At 66.8% G+C, this 18,799-nt stretch carries 17 protein-coding genes and 1 pseudogene; 12 read left to right on the forward strand and 6 right to left on the reverse strand.

All coding sequences use genetic code 11. The features are described 5' to 3' along the window. Positions 1–69 precede the first annotated feature (69 nt). The 5 genes from BACI349Y_RS01060 to BACI349Y_RS01080 all read left to right on the forward strand — a co-directional run bounded on the left by BACI349Y_RS01060 (position 70) and on the right by BACI349Y_RS01080 (position 5,719). A complete protein-coding gene (locus BACI349Y_RS01060) occupies positions 70–2,130 on the forward strand; it encodes a PTS mannitol transporter subunit IICBA (protein ID WP_159629675.1) in 2,061 nt (686 codons plus the stop codon). Further along, positions 2,130–3,293: a mannitol-1-phosphate 5-dehydrogenase gene (locus BACI349Y_RS01065; protein WP_159629677.1), complete on the forward strand. Its 1,164-nt coding sequence runs from the start codon at positions 2,130–2,132 to the stop codon at positions 3,291–3,293. Before BACI349Y_RS01060 ends, BACI349Y_RS01065 begins: the two co-directional genes overlap by 1 nt. 179 nt (positions 3,294–3,472) lie before the next feature. Next, positions 3,473–3,964, forward strand: a complete 492-nt coding sequence (locus tag BACI349Y_RS01070) for a GNAT family N-acetyltransferase (protein ID WP_159635006.1) — start codon at positions 3,473–3,475, stop codon at positions 3,962–3,964. 41 nt (positions 3,965–4,005) lie between these two features. Continuing rightward, positions 4,006–4,446 (forward strand): MarR family winged helix-turn-helix transcriptional regulator, encoded by a 441-nt coding sequence (locus BACI349Y_RS01075; protein ID WP_159629679.1) that lies wholly within the window; start codon positions 4,006–4,008, stop codon positions 4,444–4,446. A 46-nt stretch (positions 4,447–4,492) separates the two neighbouring features. Continuing rightward, positions 4,493–5,719, forward strand: coding sequence for an MFS transporter (locus BACI349Y_RS01080; protein WP_159629681.1), 1,227 nt, complete (start codon positions 4,493–4,495; stop codon positions 5,717–5,719). Positions 5,720–5,839: 120 nt separating this feature from the next. Here the strand turns inward: BACI349Y_RS01080 and BACI349Y_RS01085 are convergent, their stop codons facing one another. The 3 genes from BACI349Y_RS01085 to rraA form a co-directional block, all read right to left on the reverse strand. After that, positions 5,840–7,282 carry a sugar porter family MFS transporter gene (locus BACI349Y_RS01085; protein ID WP_159629683.1) on the reverse strand — a complete coding sequence of 481 codons (1,443 nt, stop codon included), beginning with the start codon at positions 7,280–7,282 and terminating at the stop codon, positions 5,840–5,842. 230 nt (positions 7,283–7,512) lie between these two features. Then, positions 7,513–9,177: an MDR family MFS transporter gene (locus BACI349Y_RS01090; protein WP_159629685.1), complete on the reverse strand. Its 1,665-nt coding sequence runs from the start codon at positions 9,175–9,177 to the stop codon at positions 7,513–7,515. 120 nt (positions 9,178–9,297) lie between these two features. Further along, a complete protein-coding gene (gene rraA / locus BACI349Y_RS01095) occupies positions 9,298–9,759 on the reverse strand; it encodes a ribonuclease E activity regulator RraA (protein ID WP_159635009.1) in 462 nt (153 codons plus the stop codon). A 156-nt stretch (positions 9,760–9,915) separates the two neighbouring features. Between rraA and BACI349Y_RS01100 the strand changes: the two are divergent. The 6 genes and pseudogenes from BACI349Y_RS01100 to BACI349Y_RS01125 all read left to right on the forward strand — a co-directional run bounded on the left by BACI349Y_RS01100 (position 9,916) and on the right by BACI349Y_RS01125 (position 15,511). After that, a pseudogene (locus BACI349Y_RS01100) lies at positions 9,916–11,198 on the forward strand (MFS transporter). Positions 11,199–11,336: 138 nt separating this feature from the next. Then, positions 11,337–11,945: a TetR/AcrR family transcriptional regulator gene (locus BACI349Y_RS01105; RefSeq protein WP_159629687.1), complete on the forward strand. Its 609-nt coding sequence runs from the start codon at positions 11,337–11,339 to the stop codon at positions 11,943–11,945. A gap of 289 nt (positions 11,946–12,234) precedes the next feature. Next, complete coding sequence (locus BACI349Y_RS01110) at positions 12,235–13,434, forward strand: NAD(P)-dependent malic enzyme (protein ID WP_159629689.1); 1,200 nt, start codon at positions 12,235–12,237, stop codon at positions 13,432–13,434. Positions 13,435–13,537: 103 nt separating this feature from the next. Next, positions 13,538–14,041: a DUF456 domain-containing protein gene (locus tag BACI349Y_RS01115; protein ID WP_159629691.1), complete on the forward strand. Its 504-nt coding sequence runs from the start codon at positions 13,538–13,540 to the stop codon at positions 14,039–14,041. 40 nt (positions 14,042–14,081) lie between these two features. Then, a complete protein-coding gene (locus BACI349Y_RS01120) occupies positions 14,082–14,474 on the forward strand; it encodes a nuclear transport factor 2 family protein (RefSeq protein WP_159629693.1) in 393 nt (130 codons plus the stop codon). A 59-nt stretch (positions 14,475–14,533) separates the two neighbouring features. Further along, the gene (locus BACI349Y_RS01125; RefSeq protein WP_159629695.1) at positions 14,534–15,511 is read left to right on the forward strand and encodes a hypothetical protein; all 978 of its coding nucleotides are present in this window, start codon (positions 14,534–14,536) and stop codon (positions 15,509–15,511) included. Positions 15,512–15,522: 11 nt separating this feature from the next. Here the strand turns inward: BACI349Y_RS01125 and BACI349Y_RS01130 are convergent, their stop codons facing one another. Then, the gene (locus tag BACI349Y_RS01130) at positions 15,523–16,164 is read right to left on the reverse strand and encodes a LysE family translocator (RefSeq protein WP_159629697.1); all 642 of its coding nucleotides are present in this window, start codon (positions 16,162–16,164) and stop codon (positions 15,523–15,525) included. 106 nt (positions 16,165–16,270) lie between these two features. Between BACI349Y_RS01130 and BACI349Y_RS01135 the strand changes: the two genes are divergently transcribed. Continuing rightward, positions 16,271–16,726, forward strand: coding sequence for an Lrp/AsnC family transcriptional regulator (locus tag BACI349Y_RS01135; protein WP_082006995.1), 456 nt, complete (start codon positions 16,271–16,273; stop codon positions 16,724–16,726). 15 nt (positions 16,727–16,741) lie between these two features. Here BACI349Y_RS01135 and BACI349Y_RS01140 read toward each other — a convergent pair whose 3' ends face one another. Next, positions 16,742–17,344, reverse strand: a complete 603-nt coding sequence (locus BACI349Y_RS01140) for a hypothetical protein (RefSeq protein ID WP_224027235.1) — start codon at positions 17,342–17,344, stop codon at positions 16,742–16,744. A 56-nt stretch (positions 17,345–17,400) separates the two neighbouring features. Beyond that, on the reverse strand, positions 17,401–18,531 hold the full coding sequence (locus BACI349Y_RS01145) for a WXG100 family type VII secretion target (protein WP_328699833.1): 1,131 nt from the start codon (positions 18,529–18,531) through the stop codon (positions 17,401–17,403). Positions 18,532–18,799: the final 268 nt, after the last annotated feature.

Consider the following 18,799-nt stretch of genomic DNA (forward strand, 5'->3'; position numbering starts at 1 on the left):
CCAGCAGTACGTCGTCGTAATCATCGGACCAATCCTGCGGAGCAGCAGGAATGACGGTTAGGAAATCACATGGCAACAGAGACAGTTGCAAAACCCCGCACCAGCGCGCGCGTGCACGTCCAAAAGTTCGGGACATTCCTGTCCGGCATGATCATGCCCAACATTGGCGCGTTCATCGCCTGGGGCATCATCACCGCCCTCTTCATCGAGAAGGGGTGGCTGCCTGTTCCGCAGCTCGGTGGTTTCGGTGAGACCGGCGGGAAGCCCAACATCGGCCTGGTGGGCCCCATGATCACCTACCTCCTGCCGCTGCTGATCGGCTACACCGGCGGCAAGATGGTCTACGACGTCCGCGGCGGCGTGGTGGGGGCCATCGGCACCATGGGCGTGATTGTGGGCGCCGGCATCCCGATGTTCATCGGTGCCATGATCATGGGCCCCCTGGGCGGCTGGACCATGAAGAAGATCGACTCCATCTGGGACGGCAAGATCCGCCCGGGCTTCGAAATGCTGGTCAACAACTTCTCCGCCGGCATCTGGGGCGCCCTGCTGGCACTGCTGGGCTTCTACGGCATCTCGCCGCTGGTCACCGCCTTCAGCACGGCCGCCGGCAACTTTGTCCAGTTCCTGGTGCAGAACGGCCTCCTGCCGCTGACCAGCATCTTCATCGAACCCGCCAAGGTCCTGTTCCTGAACAACGCCATCAACCACGGCGTCCTCACCCCGCTGGGCGTCCAGCAGTCCCTGGAGCAGGGCAAGTCCATCCTGTTCCTGCTGGAGGCCAACCCCGGTCCCGGCCTAGGCCTCCTGCTCGCGTACGCGTTCTTTGGCCGCGGCGCCGCCAAGGCCTCCGCCCCCGGCGCTGCCATCATCCAGTTCCTCGGCGGCATCCACGAGATCTACTTCCCTTACGTCCTGATGCGCCCGCTGCTGATCCTGGGCACCATCGCCGGCGGCATGACCGGCATCGCGACCCTGGCCATCACCAACTCCGGCCTCGTGGCCCCGGCCGCGCCTGGCTCCATCTTCGCCGTCCTGGCGCAGACCTCCCGCGACAGCTACTTCGGCGTGATCCTCTCCGTGGTGCTCGCGGCTGCCGTCTCCTTCCTGGTCTCCTCCGTCATCCTGCGAACCACCAAGCACAGTGACGAGGCGGACCTGGGCGACGCCACCGCCCGCATGGAGGCCATGAAGGGCAAGAAGAGCTCGGTTGCCTCCACCCTGACCGGTGCCGGGGCGGGAACTGCCGCTGGTGCGGCCGCCGGCCACGGCGGAGTGGGCGTGCTCGCCGGCCCGGTGCGGAACATCGTGTTTGCGTGCGACGCCGGCATGGGCTCCAGCGCCATGGGCGCCTCGGTGCTGCGGAACAAGATCAAGGCAGCGGGCTTCCCCGACGTCAAGGTCACCAACGCCTCCATCGCCAACCTCAGCGACACCTACGACGTTGTGGTCACCCACCAGGACCTGACCGAACGCGCCAAGCCGGTCACCTCCAGCGCCGTCCACTACTCGGTGGACAACTTCATGAACAGCCCCCGCTACGACGAGATCGTCGAGCTGGTCCGGGACAGCAACACCGAGGGCGGAACGACCGACGCCGGCACCTCCCACGGTGCCCACGCCGCCGATGCCCCGGTGGACGCAGCCCCCGCTGCCGCGGGAGCGACGGCAGGCGGCGCAGCAGCCGCCACCGGAACCTCCGAGATCCTGGCCCGCGAGAGCGTGGTGCTGACCGGTAAGGCCACCACCCGTGACGCCGCCATCGACGAGGCCGGCCGGCTCCTGCTGGCCCGTGGCGCCGTGGATGAGGGCTACATTGCCGCCATGCACGAGCGCGAGGAATCCGTGTCCACCTACATGGGCAGCTTCCTAGCCATCCCGCACGGCACCAACGCCGCCAAGGACCACATCCGCAAGTCCGCGGTGTCCGTCATCCGCTACCCGGAGGGCATCGACTGGAACGGCAAGGAAGTGAAGTTCGTGGTGGGCGTGGCAGGCATCAACAACGAACACCTGCACATCCTGTCCTCCATCGCCAAGGTGTTCACCAACAAGGAGCAGGTGGCCCGGCTGGAGGCTGCCACGTCCGAGGACGAAGTCCTGGAGCTCTTCGGAAAGGTCAACGCATAGTGAAGGCAGTACATTTCGGTGCCGGCAACATCGGCCGCGGCTTCGTGGGCCTGCTCCTGCATGACGCAGGCTACGAGGTGGTGTTCGCGGACGTCGCGGAGGAACTCATCACCCGGCTCTCGCAGGCGGACAGCTATGCGGTGCACGAGGTGGGGGAGAACCCCGCCGTACGCACCGTGGACAACTTCCGGGCGCTGAACTCCAACGCCCAGGAAGCAGAGCTGGTCCAGGAAATCTCGACGGCGGACACCGTCACCACGGCGGTGGGCCCGCACATCCTGAAGTTCGTGGCGCCCGTGATCGCCAAGGGCATCGTCGCCAGGGAACCGGGCCTCACCCCGCTCCAGGTGATGGCCTGCGAGAACGCCATCAATGCCACGGACATCCTGGCCAAGGAGGTTGCCTCGCAGCCCGGGGTCACCGCCGCAGTGCTCGACGGCAAGGCGGTCTTCGCCAACACCGCCGTGGACCGGATCGTGCCCAACCAGGAGGCCGGGCAGGGCCTGGACGTGACGGTGGAAACCTTCTACGAGTGGGTCATCGACCGCACCGCCTTCGGCGATTCCGTTCCGGTGATTCCGGGAGCCACCTTCGTGGATGACCTCTCGCCCTACATCGAGCGGAAGCTGTTCACCGTGAACACCGGGCATGCCTCTGCCGCCTACCTCGGCTTCGAAGCGGGCGTGGAGAAGATCTCGGACGCCATGGCGGACCAGGATGTGGCCGAGGACGTACGGGCGGTGCTGGAGGAAACCAAGCAGCTCCTGGTGGCCAAGCACGGGTTCAGCAACGACGAGCAGGAGGCCTACGTCCAGAAGATCCTGGTCCGGTTCTCCAACCCGTACCTGCCGGACACCGTGAACCGGGTGGGCCGCGCCCCGCTGCGGAAGCTGAGCAGGCACGAACGGTTCATCGGCCCGGCGGCGGAACTGGCGGAACGCGGCGTCGTGCCGGAGGCCCTGCTGGGTGCCATCGCGGCCGCCCTGCGCTTCACCGATCCCGCCGATGCCGAGGCTACCGAGCTGGCAGCCATCCTGGCCTCCGCGGGCCCGGCGGATGCCACGGCGAAAATCACCGGGCTCGAGAAGGACCATCCGCTGTTCAATGCCGTTGCCACCCTGGTGGAGGAGCGGCAGGCGGAGCTGGCCAGCACCCCGGCCTGACACATCCCGGGACGCGCGCCATCACTTCCTGCACCCCCTGACGCAACGATCCATCAGATCCTGCCGGATTTCCGGCAACGCGGCATCAGCACGACGCCGGCACCCATGCGGGTGCCGGCGTCGCGGTCTTCCTGTGCAAGGCTGGGCAGGTGATTCCTGCCCAAGATGCCGTTCCTGCCCTGTTCACTGCCGACGTCGACGGCGGCACGTTCCGCCTCCGCCACGCCACCCGGGCCGACCTGCCCGCCATGGTGCGGCTGCTGGCCGACGATGCCCTGGCCGCCGGGCGGGAAACCGCGCAGGACATGGAACCTTACGAGCACGCCTTCGACGCGATAGCGGCTGACCGGAACCATCTGCTGGTGGTGGGCGAACTGGTGCCTCACGGCGAAGCCGCAGGCGCGGCAGTTGCCACCTTCCAGCTGAGTTTCCTGCCAGGGATCTCGCGGACGGGTGCCTGGCGCTCGCAGCTCGAGGGCGTCCGGGTGGACGCGTCCCTCCGCGGCCAGGGGCTCGGGAAGCTGATGGTGGGCTGGGCGGCCGGGGAGTCCCGCAGGCGCGGCTGCAGCCTGATGCAGCTGACCACCCATCGAAGCCGCACGGCAGCCCAGCGGTTCTACCAGCAGCTGGGCTTCGAGGCCAGCCACGTCGGCATGAAGCTGGCCCTCTAGGCATTGACTGTTAGGTACCCTAAATGTTAGGGTACCTAACGATGGATACCAACGATCCCCAGCTCCAGGAACTCGCCAGCGGGTTCCGCGAAGCCCTCCGCCACAGTGTCTACCTGGTCCGGCGCCTCGACGCGGACGGTGAACTCAGCGCCGCCCAGCTCAGCACGCTCAAGATGCTGCTCGGCGAAGGCCAGCGCGTCGGTGAAATTGCCCGGAACCTCGGGGTCCGCGTGCCCAGCGCCACCGAGCAGATCATCAAGCTCGAACGCGCGGGCCTGGCCCGGCGCGAGCCCGACCCGGCAGACTCCCGCGCCGTCCGGGTGATCCTCACCCCCCAAGGCCGTGCCGCCGTCGACGCCGCAAACACGCGGCGCAACCAGGTGATGGCCGACATCCTCAGCACCCTCACCGACCAGGACCGTAAAGCCCTGTCGGAGGCCCTGCCGGTCATCGACAAGATCAATGCATCCCTCCAGAACTGAACCAGCCAGCCACACTGAATTAGCCACGAACTTAGGAGTACCCTCCATGGACGGCCAGCTCGCAGAAACCCTGCCGGCACCAGAATCAACCCTGCAGGCGGAAAGGGCCTCATTCCTGAAGCAGCCCAAGGCGGTGTGGGCCACCGCCCTCGCCGCAGTGTTCGCCTTCATGGGCATCGGGCTGGTGGATCCCATCCTCCCGGCCATCGCCACCAACCTGGACGCCAGCCCCAGCGAGGTATCGCTGCTCTTCACCAGCTACTTCCTGGTCACGGCGCTGGCCATGCTGATCACGGGTTTTGTGTCCTCGCGGATCGGCGGCAAGAAGACCCTGCTGATCGGCCTGGCCGTCATTGTCGTCTTCTCCTCGCTGTCCGGAATGTCCGCCAGCGTTGGTGAGCTGGTGGGCTTCCGCGCCGGCTGGGGACTGGGCAACGCCCTCTTCGTGGCCACCGCCCTCGCCGTGATCGTGGGCGTGGCCAGCGGCGGCGCCGGGACCGCCATCATCCTCTACGAGGCCGCCCTGGGCCTGGGCATCTCCCTCGGCCCGTTGCTCGGCGCCCTCCTGGGCGGCTGGCAGTGGCGCGCACCCTTCTTCGGCACCGCCGTCCTCATGGCCGCCGCCTTCATCGCCCTGATCGCCCTGCTGCCCAAGACCCCGCTGCCTGAGCGCAAGGTGCGCCTCCGCGACCCGCTGCGGGCGCTGGGACACAAGGGACTGCGGACGACGGCGGCGAGCGGCCTGTTCTACAACTACGGCTTCTTCACCATCCTGGCTTTCACCCCGTTCATCCTGGGCATGGATGCGTACGGCATTGGCGGAGTCTTCTTCGGGTGGGGCGTGGCCGTGGCGGTGTTCTCGGTCTTCGTGGCCCCGCCGCTGCAGGCACGCTTCGGCGCGGTGAAGGTCCTGACGGGCACGCTGTTCCTGCTCATGCTGGATCTGGCCGGGCTGGGACTGGCTGCCGGGCACTCGGTTCCCGCCGTCGTCGTGCTGGTGATCGTTGCCGGTGCACTGCTGGGCGTCAACAACACCATCTACACCGAACTGGCCATGGGTGTCTCGGATTCGCCCCGGCCGGTGGCATCCTCCGGCTACAACTTCGTCCGCTGGATGGGCGGCGCGCTGGCCCCGTTCGCGGCGGCCCAGCTCGGCGAGCACTTCGGCCCGCAGGTCCCGTTCTTCGCCGGTGCGGTGGCCATGGTGATCGCCATCCTCGTCGCGTTCGGCGGCCGGGCCTACCTGTCCTCGCACGAACCGCACGTCGTGTAACCGCCGCACGTCAGGCAATAAACGGCAAACCCTCCATCACGCCAGGTGATGGAGGGTTTGATGTTTTCCGGCGGAAGCTGATGGGGCGTCGCCGGAAAAGTTGCCGAATGTGATGGGGCGTTACTTGGCCTTCGCCGAACCCTTCGGCACGAACAGCGTCTCCGCCTGCTCCAGGGACATGCCGTTGGTCTCCGGCACCTTGAACATGACGAAGAAGAAGGACGCGGCAGCGAACAGGGCGTACATCGCATAGGTCAACGGCAGGGACGCGGACGCCATGACCGGGAAGCTGAGGGTGATCACGAAGTTGGCCACCCACTGCGCGGCGGCGGCCAGGCCCAGGGCCCGGGCGCGGATCCGGGACGGGAAGATCTCGCCCAGGAGCACCCATACCAGTGGTCCCCAGGAGGCGCCGAAGCTGACGACGAACACGTTGGCCGCAACCAGGGCCACGGGACCCCACGCACCCGGGAGGGTGATGTTCTCGCCGGAGCCGGTGGCAGAGGAGAACGCCAGGGCCATGGCGCCCAGGGACACGGCCATTCCCACGGAGCCGGCCAGCAGGATGGGCCGGCGGCCCACGCGGTCAACCAGGGCAATGGCCACCAGGGTGACCAGGATGTTGGTGATGGACGTTGCCACCGAGATGGCCAGGGAGTCCTTCTCCTGGAAGCCCACAGCCTTCCACAAGGTGGTGGAGTAGTAGAAGATCACGTTGATCCCCACGAACTGCTGAAGCACGGACAGGACGATGCCCACCCAGACCACTGCCTGCAGGCCCAGGGTCTTGCCGCGCAGCGAGCCCTTCTGGCCGGCCACCTTGTCTTCCTCGATGGCGTCCTGGATCTCGCGGATGTGCCGGTCGGTGTCCTCGGCGGGGGCGATCGAGGCGAAGACCTTCCGGGCTTCCTCCTCCTTGCCCTTGAACACGAGGAACCGCGGGGACTCGGGCAGGGTGAAGGCAATCCAGCCGTAGACCACGGCCGGGACGGCGGCAGCGAGGAACATCCACCGCCATGCCTCAATGCCCAGCCAGAAGCGCTGGTCCGCGCCGCCGGCAGTGGTGGCCAGGAGCGCGTCTGACAGCAGGGCGGCGAAGATGCCGGTGGTGATGGCCAGCTGCTGCAGCGAGGCCAGGCGGCCGCGCACCTGCCGCGGCGAAATCTCGGAAATGTAGGCCGGGGCGATGACCGACGCCAGGCCGATGCCCAGCCCGCCCACCAGGCGCCAGAACACCAGGTCCCAGACGCCGAAGGCGAACCCGGTGCCCAGGGCGCTGACCAGGAACAGCAGCGCGCCGAGCTTCATGGCGGGAATGCGGCCGTGCCGGTCCGCCACCTTGCCGGCCAGGAAGGCGCCGGCCGCGCAGCCCAGGAGGGCAATGGCCACGGCGAATCCTGTCACGGCCTCGGAGAGCGCGAATTCGCCCTTCAGGGCATCCACGGCCCCGTTGACCACGGACGAGTCAAAGCCGAAGAGGAATCCGCCCACCGCCCCCGCGAGCGCCAGCCAGATCACCCGCCGCGGAATCCCGGTGGTGGTCTGCTCCTGTGCAGTGGGCATGGTTCTCCCTGGGTTTGGGGGTTTTATGGATGCGGTGCGGACGTCGTCGGCTGCGGTACCGGCCAAAGGGGCCGGCGCACACGCGCTAAACAGTGTGGCACGTCACCGCCTTAGGTTCCACTTGGCGCCCCTTGTCCCCTTGAGCGACTGTCCCCTTAAACGCCGGACGACGACGGCGGGCCGTGCCGCCGTCGTCGTCCGTTCAGTGCGCTCCCGGGCCGGGGCACCTGCTAGTGCGCCGGAATCTCCATGCTGTCCCTGTCCTGCGGGGATGCTTTCTGGTCGGTCAGCTTCTTCCGGGGGAGGGCGAAGCTGATGAGGAACGCCAGGCCGGTCAGGGCTGCCGCCGTCAGCATCACCGTGTCGATGGACGTGGCGAACCCTTCGGTGATGGGCCTGGTCAGGGTGCTGTTGGCGGTGTGCAGCCAGCTGGTGTCGTTCAGGGAATCGTTGGATGCACCGTTCTTGAAGAAGTCGTACAGCTTGGTGTTGGCCGGGTCCGACGCGACGGCGGGGTCCTTGAGCACGGCCAGGTAGGCGGGATCCGTGGCGGCGGCCTTCATGCTGTCGGCGATCCGGCTGGCAGCCAGGCTGAACAGCATGGAGATGAAGACGGCGGTTCCCACGGCACCGCCCATGGAGCGGAAGAACGCTGCCGAGGAGGTCCCCACGCCCATGTCCCGCGGCGGAACCGAGGTCTGCATGGCCAGCGTGAGCGGCTGCATGCAGAAGCCCAGGCCCACTCCGAAGAACACCGCAATCAGGCCCGGCACCCACAGGTCCGTGTCCACGCCCAGCGAGAAGCCCATCACCAGGGCCGCCGCGGTCAGGATTCCGGTACCCATGATGGGAAAGATGCGGAACGTTCCGGAGGCGGAGATGGTGCGGCCGGCCGTGATGGATCCGAACAGGATGCCCACCGTGAAGGTGATCATCATCAGGCCGGCTTCGGTGGGGGTGAGGCCCTTCACCAGTTGGAGGTACATCGGGAGCATGGCGATGGCGCCGAACATGCCGATGCCGATGATGAAGTTCAGCAGCGAGGACAGGCCGAACGTGACGTTGTGGAAGAGCCGCAGCGGGATGAGTGCGTAGTCGCCGGCGCGTTTTTCCGCCAGCAGGAACCAGGCAATACCCACCACGCCCAGGCCGTAGCAGAGGAAGGAGTTCAGCGAGGTCCAGCCCCAGGTGCGGCCCTGTTCGGCCACCAGGAGGAGGGGAACGATGGCCACGGTGATCGCTGCCGCGCCCCAGTAATCGATTTTTTGCTTGAGGTGCTTGGCGGGAAGGTGCAGGAACAGGAACACCACCGTCAGGGCCGCCAGTCCGATGGGAATGTTGATGAAGAACACCCAGCGCCAGCCGTCAAAGCCCAGGATGTTGGCGGAACCGGCGAACGCGCCGCCCACTACCGGACCCAGGACCGAGGAGATTCCGAATACGGACATGAAGTAGCCCTGGAACTTGGCGCGGTCCTTGAGCGAGACGATGTCGCCGATGATGGTCAGCGCCAGGGCGAGCAGGCCGCCGGCGCCCAGGCCCTGGATGCCGCGGGCAATGGCCAGTTCAGTCATCGAGTGCACGGACCCCGCGTAAAGCGAGCCCACCAGGAAGACGGCGATGGCGGTCAGGTACAGCGGGCGGCGCCCGAAAATGTCGCTCAGCTTGCCGTAGAGCGGGGTGCTGACCGTGGACGTGATCAGGTAGGCGGTGGTGGCCCACGCCTGCAGGGAGAGTCCGTCCAGGTCGTTGGCGATGGTGTAGATGGACGTGGAGACGATGGTCTGGTCGAGGGATGCCAGGAACATGCCCAGCATCAGGCCCACCATTACGGTGACGATCTGGCGTCGTGTCAGGGTTTCTCCGGCGCCTGGCGCGGCAGTGGCTTTGGACATGGGTGCTCCAAGGGAAGAAAAAGGATATAAGCAGCGATAGTTGCTTTCAGTAACTATCTTACCGGCTCTTTCTATTCCCGGCCGTGCGATTTTGTTGCTGAAGCTTTTGCCCAACCGCCCCTACGGTTCCACGAGGATGCCGTCGGGATCGCACCAGACGGTGGCTCCGGGGCGGAACGTCACGCCGTCGATCACCACGTCCACGTCGATCTCGCCGGCTCCGGCCTTCTGGCTCTTCCTGGGGTTGCTTCCGAGGGCCTTGACGCCGAGGTCCAGTTCAGCGATTGCCAGCCGGTCGCGGATGGCGCCATTGATGACGACGCCGGCCCAGCCGTTGGCCACGGCGCTTTCGGCGATCATGTCCCCCATCAGGGCGGTGCCCAGCGAGCCGCCGCCGTCCACCACCAGGACCGCGCCGTTCCCCGGGGAGCCGAGCGTGGACTTCACCAGGGCGTTGTCCTGGAAGCAACGGATGGTCCGGACCGGACCGCTGAAATGGGACCGGCCGCCCAGGGACTGGAACTGCAGGGACACCGATGCCAGTGCGTCGCCGCGCTCGTCGTAGAGATCGGCAGTGTTCATGGCCGGAGCGGATCCGTTTCCTGCTGGTGTGGTCACGTGGCTCTCCTCGCGTAATGGTGGACTGTGCGCATTCGGCGCCCGGCACAGGGCGGCGCGTTACCGCCAACGATAGTCTGATCCCACCGCCAACCGGCCGTTCCAGGGGGAGCCAAACCAATGAGTGTGTCCAATACGCCCGCGCCGGACGGCACCTTCGCGGCCCAAACCCCGGCGGCAGCGCTCGCCGAACCGGTTGAGCGGGTCACTGCCCGCTGGGTGACCGGGCTGGTGCTGGTGAACGTGGGGATCAACGCCGCCTTCTTCGGCCCCATCAACGTCTTCATCGGCCAGCAGGCCATCAGCATCGATGCGCCTGCCAAGGAAGCCATCCTGTCCCTGGTCACGGCCTGCGGGGCCGCCGTGTCGCTGGTGGCCAACCCCTCTTCGGTGCGCTGTCGGACCGGACCACGTCACGGTTCGGCCGGCGGGCGCCGTGGGTGCTGGCCGGGGCAGTGCTTGCCACCGCGGCGCTGCTGGCCATGTCCTTCTCGGGTGCCGTGGCGCTCATGGTTCTCTTCTGGTGCCTGGTGCAGCTGGGCGCAAACGCCGCCTACGCCGCCATCACCGCCGCCGTCCCGGACCGGGTACCCGTGGTCCAACGCGGGGGAGTGGGCGGACTCGCGGCAATGGGCCAGACCCTCGGAATCCTCACGGGGGCGGTCTTCGGCGCCGTGGTCTCCGGGAACTTCATGGTGGGCTACTGGCTCTGCGCGGGTGCGCTGCTGCTCTCCGTGCTGCCGTACCTGTTCCACCGTAACGACCCCGAACTTCCCAGGTCGGAACTGCCGGCTTTCCGCCCCCTCGGTTTCATCAAGGGCTTCTGGATCAGCCCCCGTCGCTATCCGGACTTCGCGTGGGCCTGGCTGACCCGTTTCCTGGTCAATGTGGGCAACCAGCTGACCATCGTCTACCTCCTCTTCTTCCTGCGCGACGTCATCCACTTCGGGGATCCCGCCATGGGGGTGCTGGTCCTGACCGGCATCTATGCCGTGATGGTGATGATCACGGCCGTCGTCGCTGGGCCCTGGAGTGACAGGGTGGGGCGGCGGAAGCCCTTCGTCATCGGATCCTCCGCCACCATCGCCATGGCCGGTGCCATCATGGCGTTCTTTCCCGTGTGGCCCGGTGCGCTGGCCGGTGCCGCGGTCCTGGGCATCGGGTTTGGCGCCTACCTGGCCGTGGACTTTGCCCTGTTGACCCAGGTCCTGCCTTTCGCCGTCAGCCGGGGCAAGGATATGGGCGTCATCAACGTGGCCAACTCGCTGCCGCAGGTGGTTGCTCCGGCTTTGGCGCTCCTGGCCGTGAACTACTGGGGCGGCTACCGGACACTGTTCCTCACCGCTGCGGCAATTGGACTCCTGGGCGCGGTCTTTGTGGTGAAGATCCGGGGCGTCGACTGACCCCTTGGGGGCCTGAAGATAAGGCCGCTGACTGATTAGGTCACGTGCCTGTGCCGTATAGTTGAACCGGGCTGCAGGGCGGTACGGAAGTGGGGGCGCTCCTGGCCGCAGTCCCTACGACACAACCCCGGAATGCTGATGCCCGAGACTTTTTCAGACCATCCGCCCATGGCCGCCAGGCCTTCCGCTCCACGCCAGCGCCTCCGCTACGCACGGATCCTTGATACCGCTGCCGGGTTTGCCCGCACGGGGCTTGATGCCGTGGAACTCTCCCAGGTCGCAGAAAAAGCAGACGTACCGCTGGGCACGCTCTACCGCTACTTTCCGTCCCCCACCCATCTGATGCTGGCGCTGTACCGGCAGCAGCTGGACGAACTGCAGGGAGGTTCCCGCGGCTCGTCCCCGCGCTTCCGGGGCCGCGCTCTTTCCGGCCTGCTGATGGAAATCTTCCATATGCGCGTCATGCAGCCCGCGGTGGAGCAATGCCTCAGCAGGGGCGTGTACCTGCCGGACAAAGACACCACGGACCTCCTGCGCGAGATCGACGCACTCAGCGAAAAGCTCGTGGCCGGCGCCTGCGGTGACGCCGTGGGAGCGCGGGTCCTCCTCCTGACGGTCACTGGTCTGGTCCAGTCCGTGCGGAACCGCCGGCTGTCGCTCTTTGAAGCGGAGGAAGACCTCAAAAAGGCCTGCGGACGGCTGTCCCCGGGAGCCGAGGCCGCGTTAACAGTGAGTCGATCGGCGTAACTGGTCTAGACCAAAAGCTGATTAAATCCGCCATAATCACGTGATGCGGGCCACGTAAACCGCTGCCAAAACGGTTTTTCAGACGCCGGGGCTGTCAAGAGGTGCCACCCGGGCAGTTCGGGACTGCCTACCATGGAGGCACAGGAGCGGCAGGGCGGAAACATCCCCGGCGTTCCCACGGACCCGCCACCCCTGGGTTTCCTGTCGCACTACTTTTCCATGCTGGGCCCGCTGCCGGGCTCCAGTCCCATGTGCCGTGCGCCCACGGCAAGCACCAGGAGACAACGACGTGTCCATTGACGCAATTACCGCCGCCGACAACTCAGCAGCCACTGCCCTGACCGAAGACGAGATCTTCAGCGCCCACCAGGGCGGCAAGCTGTCCGTCACCAGCACTGTTCCGCTGTCCAACAAGCGGGACCTGTCCATCGCCTACACCCCGGGTGTCGCCGAGGTCAGCCGCGCCATCCACGCCAAGCCCGAACTCGCCCGCACGTTGACCTGGGCCGAGCGCCTGGTGGTCGTTGTCAGCGACGGCACGGCCGTCCTGGGCCTGGGCAACATCGGTGCCAGCGCCTCGCTGCCCGTCATGGAAGGCAAGTCCGCCCTGTTCAAGACCTTTGGCGACCTTGACTCCATCCCGCTGGTCCTCAACACCACCGACGTGGACGAGATCGTGGAAACGCTGGTCCGCCTGCGCCCCAGCTTCGGCGCCGTCAACCTTGAAGACATCTCGGCTCCGCGCTGCTTCGAGCTTGAGGAAAAGCTGATCGAAGCCCTGGACTGCCCGGTCATGCATGATGACCAGCACGGCACCGCCGTCGTTGCCCTTGCCGCGCTCACCAACGCAGCCAAGGTGACCGGCCGCGGCCTGGAAGGGCTGAAGGTTGTGGTGTCCGGCGCCGGCGCGGCAGGAATCGCCGTCGCCGAAATCCTCCTCGCAGCCGGTATCACCGACGTGGTCCTGCTGGACTCCCGGGGCGTCATCAACAGCGGCCGGGAGGACCTGGCCGCCAGCCCCGGAAGCAAGAAGGCGGACATCGCCGGCCGCAGCAACCCCCGTGGCATCACCGGCGGCCCCGCCGAAGCCCTCGCTGGAGCCGACGTGTTCATCGGCGTCTCCTCCTCCAAGCTGGACGAGGCACACCTGGCCACCATGAACCAGGACGCCATCGTCTTCGCCCTCTCCAACCCGGACCCCGAAGTCCTGCCCGAGGTTGCCGTGAAGTACGCCGCCGTCGTGGCCACGGGCCGCAGCGACTTCCCCAACCAGATCAACAACGTCCTGGCGTTCCCGGGCATCTTCCGCGGTGCGCTCGACGCAGGGGCCCGCCGCATCACCCCGGCCATGAAGCTGGCCGCGGCCCGTGCCATTGCCGAGCTTGCCGCCGAGGACCTGTCGGCGGACTACATCGTCCCCAGCCCGCTGGACCCGCGCGTGGCGCCGGCGGTTACCGCCGCCGTCGCCGCAGCGGTGGAAGCGGAGTAGGACTCCTTTCCTCCGGAACCACGACGGCGGTGTCTCCTTCCCCGAAGGAGGCACCGCCGTCGGGCGTTTAGGGCGCTGAACCGGGCCACCTAGACTGGGCATCATGAGCTCCGAGACCGTGGTGACCATCCTGTGCGGCCTGGCGATCCTGGTGGGGGTGGCCGGCACGATCATTCCCGTCCTGCCCGGGAGCGTGCTGATCGGTGTCAGCCTGCTGGCGTGGGCCATCTGGGGCGGTGCCGGGACGGCGGGCTGGGTGGTGTTTGCGGTGGCAATGATTTTCGTCGCCGCGGGAATGACGGCAGGTGCCGTCCTGACCGGCAGGAAACTCAAGCAGCACGCCATTCCCAGCCGCAGCATCGTGGTGGCCTTGGTGGCGGGCGTCGTGGGGATGTTCATCATCCCCGTGGTGGGGCTCTTCGTGGGCTTTGCTGCCGGCCTGCTGGCCAGCGAGTTCCTCCGCACGCGGAACTTTACGACGGCGGCGAGGTCCAGCTGGGCCGCCCTGAAGGCCACCGGCGTGGGTATGCTCGCTGAATTCGGGCTCGCCTGCCTTGCTGCCAGCACCTGGGTGATCGGCGTGTGGGTAGCAGCCGCCAACGGGTGACGCCGTTGCGCCGGCACTGCGGCGCGGGTACAACCTAGGTATGACCCAGCCAGCTTCAGCAAAAGGCCGTGCGTCGGCAGAGGATCTTGTCCACGCTTGGATGGAAAAGTACCAGGCGGCCTGGAACAGCAACGGCGCCGATGACATCCGCGCCCTGTTCACCCCTGACGCGGTCTATGAAACCCGTCCCCACGATCCGGAACCCTGGCGGGGCGACGACGGGATCGTCGAAGGCTGGCTCGCCGCACGCGACGAGCCGGCCGACTGGACATTCAGCTGGGAGCTGCTCGGATGCGACGGCAACACGGCCTTTGTCCAGGGCGTCACCGCGTACTCGGGCGGCCGCTCCACGTATGACAACCTGTGGGTCATCAGGTTTGACGGGTCCGGCCGGGCCTCCGCCTTTACCGAATGGTTCATGGCCAGGAACTGACTGCCCTGGGGCCCGGACTGGGGAGGGGGGGGCTCTGAACTCACGGTTAGCATTTAAGGATGAGCGCCGGGGAGACTGCACCGATCTACTGGGACAGCCGCGATCTCACACCTTTCGGACAGGCACAGCTGCGCACTCCGGTCCATGATCTCGCCGGGGGAGTGGGTGGCCTGCTGACCGGTGTCCTGGGTGGGCGGAACCCCGCATTGCTGTCTATCGACGGCGAGGTGCCCCGGCTCAAGCGGCTGATGCCCAAGCCTGCCAAAGCGGTCCACGAAGCCGTCTTCACCAGCCGCGAGCCGGAACGGCTGATCGCCCTGGCGCGCGCCTACCCCGGATGGGCCGGGCTCTGCTACCTGATGGCCGGGCTGCTGGTGTACAAACACGGCGGCTATCTGCGTGCTTCCGAGCTCCTTCAGCGGGGGCTCACCACCAGGAACGACGATGAAGCCAACAGGTACTCCTCCACCTACCTCACCAGGATCGTCACGCGGATCGAGCTGGCTGAGCGGGTGGAGATCCCCGTCCTGTTCAGCGAGGAATCGGTGTTCCTGGCCCTGGCCCACTCGCTGCGCGAGACCGGCCGCACCGAGGCTGCGCTCGACTCGCTGACCGGGCTGCCGCCGTCGCTTCCCATGGCCCTGGCCCGCTGCTCCCTTGCCCTCAGCCTGGGCCGAAGCCGCACGGTCATCGACTGGACGGAGGGACTGCTGAACGCGGACGACCTCTCCGCTGCCCTGCTGCTGGTCCGTGCCCGTGCCCTGCGGAGGGAAGGCCGGCTGGACGCGGCCCACCAGGCGATCGCCGAGGTCCTCCGCCGCCGCAAGACGCACCTTGCGCTGCGCAATGACGCCTTGACGGACCGGGCGCTGCTGGTCCTGGAATCGAGCCGACGCTCGCTGAATCCGCGCGACTGGGGACGCCGGCACGGTGACCCTGAACCCCAGCGGGAGCTGGAGGCTCCGGCGCCCATCCGCAAGGATGAGGAAATGCGCCGGATCTGGGAGCAGGACTGGAGGGAACTCAGCGGGGATTAGGACCCGCTGGCCTATGAGCGGTTGGCCAGGAAGGGCAACAGTTGCTCGCCGAGCAGCACAGTCCCCAGGACCACCATGATGATGCCGCTGGCCAGGGTTACCGCGCGCGCTGCGCCGGGCCTGCTCTGCAGCAGCGTGCGCGACAGCAGGGCCACCACCGTATAGACCAGGCCCGCCAGCGCCACGAACGTCATGCCCAGGAGGCCCGACTGCACCGGCACGGGCAGCGACGCATCGGCGCTGACGAACTGCGGAATGAGGGCCACATAGAAGAGCAGGCCCTTGGGGTTGATACCGCTGGTGCCCATGCCCTGCAGGAAGGTGCGCAGCTGGGTCCCCGGCCCGACGGCGGCATCCGCACTGAAGCTCGCACAGCGCCAGGAGCGCAGGGTTCCCACCCCGAGCCACAGCAGGTACCCCGCGCCGGCCAGGGTTATCCAGCCAAGGACGCCGGGCATGCCGGCCAGCACGGCGGCCAGGCCGGCCACGAGCAGGGCGGTGTGCAGGACGTAGCCGCCGCAGAGCCCGGCCACCGCGGGCACGAAACTGCGCTGCCGGAGTCCGGCCGCGATGGTGTACGCCCAATCCACTCCAGGCGTGCAGGCCAGGGCTGCGGCCACCACCAGGAAGGCCAGGAACAGCTGCGGATTCATCGGTTTCTCCTGTCGAACGTCTCTCAGGAGCAACCATAGGAAGAATGGCACCAAAAGTGCTGTCCCTTTTTCGCGCGCCTCGCAGCAGAGGCAGTATGTTTATTGCGTGCTGGACAACATCGACAGAAACATTTTGCGACACCTTCAGGAAGATGGCCGGATGACCGCCACCGCCCTCGCCTCGAAGGTGGGCCTGACCGTGGCGCCCTGCCATCGGCGGCTGCGGGACCTGGAGCAGTCCGGAGTCATCCGCGGGTACAAGGCGGACGTCGACCCGGCTGCCGTGGGCCTGGGATTCGAGGCGATCGTGTTTGTCACGCTCCGGCAGGTGGACCGGCCCACCATGGAGATCTTCGAGAACCGGGTGGCGGACAACCCGAACATCGTGGAGGCCCAGCGGCTGTTCGGATCCCCGGACTACCTGCTCAAGGTCATCGCGGCGGACCTGCCCGCCTACCAGCGCTTCTATGACACCGAACTCACATCGCTGCCCGGCGTCGAGCGGCTGACTTCAACACTCGTCATGAAGAACCTGAAGTCAAACGCCGGACCGCCGGTCTAGGCGTGGCCCGGCGGGTCAGGGTGCGGGGAGGACGTGGACGATGATCACCTGGGTGTCCTTGCTGCCGTCGTAGCGGAGATCGTAGTTCACCACCAGCCCGGTGCCGGTCCCGGGCGTGATGGAGAAGTCGCTCTTGGAGCCGGGGTCCGCCTGGGTGCTGCTGATCCATTCCTCGGCCGCATCCGCAGCTATCCCGTACCGCTGCACGCCGTCCCTGATCAGCTCGAAGTACTCCTCGGGTGAGCCGGCGGTGAGGAAGTAGGTCACCTCGCTGAAATCCGTGCGCGAGTCCGTGGTGTTGAAACGGATCCGGTCCGTTTCGGCCGTGATCTCACCGCTGGGCGCCAGGATGCTGAGGCTGATCTTGCCTAAGTCCCGGGTGTTGATCTCCGGGCCGTAGCTGTCCTTGGTGACCCGCACTGCCTCCTTCTCAAGGCGCCCCGAGCTCATGTCCAGGCGGGCCGTCCGGCTGTTGCGGATGCTTTCCACACCGGCGGCGTCAAGGGTGGAGAACGAAGAGGTTTTCACGGTGCTCCCTGCAGAAGATGAAGTGGCGGTGGTGGGGTCGGCCGGAGCCGGCGCGGCGGCCTGGCAGCCGGTCAGGACAAGGAGGGACATCAGGGCACTGGCGACGGCGGCGCACGGCCCGGGTGCGGCGATGCGGTGGGTGGCAGTCACTGGTGGACCTCCGCGTCGAAGCCGTCAAGGAACCGGTCCATGATGCCGGGAATATTGTTGGTGGGCCGGTATTGGGCCACCCTCCCGTTGAAATCGGAACCGATAATCTGTGCAGCACCCTCGGGGTCCGTGGCCAGAAGGTGCTGGTAGGCGGGGAGGGTGTCCTGCCTGATGAGGTTCCAGCGCTGGTCCGCGTTGGCGATGTTTCCGTCCGGGAAGCCGGTGGTGAAGTCGGTGCGGAACTGGGCGGGATTGTCCCAGCTGGTGAAGGGGATGTTTTCCGGCCCCGGGCTTTCCACGCTGAAGGTGTAGGGAAACACCTCGGGGTAGCTCCTGGCTCCCGGGATGGATGGTTCCCCGGCGAGCGTGACCATGTACGTAACCGCTTCGCCTCCGGGGTGGCTGCGCATGGCGTCGTAGTCGTCCGCGATGATTTCGTTTTGTTCGCGGTAGAGGAGTGTGGTGTTGCCCTCGCGAACCTGGCCGGGATCGCCGGAATCGATCTGCGCCCACGCGTTGGCCGTGGCCTGGTCGATGGCGCCCGAGTCGCGAAGACGGTTGATCTCCGCGATGCCGCCGTCCATGTACGCCTGGTGCTGGCGGGCTTGGTCCAGGAAGATTTCCTTGTTCATGTCCAGCATGCTGGTCTCATAAAAACGGATTTCGTCGTCCGTCATGCCTGCGAGCTGTTCCAGCTGGTCAAGGACCGGGAGCGGGATGTCAGAGGCGGGGTTGTCGGTGATTTGCTGGGCCAGGTCCCGCAGCATGGCCATGTCCCGGAAACCGCCGGCGAAGGACGGGCCAATCATGTTGGCCATGCCTGCCCACTGCAGGTCGGGATTGGCAAGGTAGGCGCGGCCGTAGAAGTCATAGACCTTGGCGATGGTCTCCCAGTTGTATTCCGTGCCCTTGGACGTGTCCCAGTCGGCTGGATCGATGCCCATCGCCAGCATCGCCTGCCCGTTCCAGTAGTCGTTGAGGAAGTCCTGGTACCCCTTGGAGTTCTTGCTGATGAGGCCCGAGTCCGCGGCGGCATCCATGGCGGCTTTGGCAGCTTCAGGGTTTGCCTGGGCCCACCGGCGGAACTCGTCGCTTTGCAGGTAGGCGCGCCGCTCGGCAGGCGTCATGGCGGTGAGGATATCCGTCAGGTCCTGCGCGCTTGCCCCGCCGGTCCCGCCAGCCCCGCCGGTCCCGCCAGCCCCGCCCGCTCCGGCCCCACCGGCCCGCTCCGGACCCACCGGCGCCGCCCGGACCGCTGGTGCTTGCCTTCTCTTGTTCGTCCGCATTGGCCAGGAGCGTCCTGGCTGCCGATTCAAGCCCTGACGTGGCCGACCTCAGCAGTTTCGCGTGCGATGCCGTCCACTCGCTGCGGAATCTGTCGCCGTCGCGCCCTTT

The organism is Arthrobacter sp. 8AJ, from assembly GCF_902506025.1.
Lineage (GTDB): Bacteria > Actinomycetota > Actinomycetes > Actinomycetales > Micrococcaceae > Arthrobacter.

What these genes read in the sequence shown, in the direction of transcription:
- BACI349Y_RS01120 (WP_159629693.1), top strand. Translation starts at nt 14,082, where the DNA reads ATGACCCAGCCAGCTTCAGCAAAAGGCCGTGCGTCGGCAGAGGATCTT.
- BACI349Y_RS01125 (WP_159629695.1), top strand. Translation starts at nt 14,534, where the DNA reads ATGAGCGCCGGGGAGACTGCACCGATCTACTGGGACAGCCGCGATCTC.
- BACI349Y_RS01130 (WP_159629697.1), bottom strand. Translation starts at nt 16,164, where the DNA reads ATGAATCCGCAGCTGTTCCTGGCCTTCCTGGTGGTGGCCGCAGCCCTG.
- BACI349Y_RS01145 (WP_328699833.1), bottom strand. Translation starts at nt 18,531, where the DNA reads ATGACGCCTGCCGAGCGGCGCGCCTACCTGCAAAGCGACGAGTTCCGC.
- BACI349Y_RS01075 (WP_159629679.1), top strand. Translation starts at nt 4,006, where the DNA reads ATGGATACCAACGATCCCCAGCTCCAGGAACTCGCCAGCGGGTTCCGC.
- BACI349Y_RS01140 (WP_224027235.1), bottom strand. Translation starts at nt 17,344, where the DNA reads ATGTCCCTCCTTGTCCTGACCGGCTGCCAGGCCGCCGCGCCGGCTCCG.
- BACI349Y_RS01105 (WP_159629687.1), top strand. Translation starts at nt 11,337, where the DNA reads ATGCCCGAGACTTTTTCAGACCATCCGCCCATGGCCGCCAGGCCTTCC.
- BACI349Y_RS01085 (WP_159629683.1), bottom strand. Translation starts at nt 7,282, where the DNA reads ATGCCCACTGCACAGGAGCAGACCACCACCGGGATTCCGCGGCGGGTG.
- BACI349Y_RS01080 (WP_159629681.1), top strand. Translation starts at nt 4,493, where the DNA reads ATGGACGGCCAGCTCGCAGAAACCCTGCCGGCACCAGAATCAACCCTG.
- BACI349Y_RS01060 (WP_159629675.1), top strand. Translation starts at nt 70, where the DNA reads ATGGCAACAGAGACAGTTGCAAAACCCCGCACCAGCGCGCGCGTGCAC.
- rraA (WP_159635009.1), bottom strand. Translation starts at nt 9,759, where the DNA reads ATGAACACTGCCGATCTCTACGACGAGCGCGGCGACGCACTGGCATCG.
- BACI349Y_RS01115 (WP_159629691.1), top strand. Translation starts at nt 13,538, where the DNA reads ATGAGCTCCGAGACCGTGGTGACCATCCTGTGCGGCCTGGCGATCCTG.
- BACI349Y_RS01090 (WP_159629685.1), bottom strand. Translation starts at nt 9,177, where the DNA reads ATGTCCAAAGCCACTGCCGCGCCAGGCGCCGGAGAAACCCTGACACGA.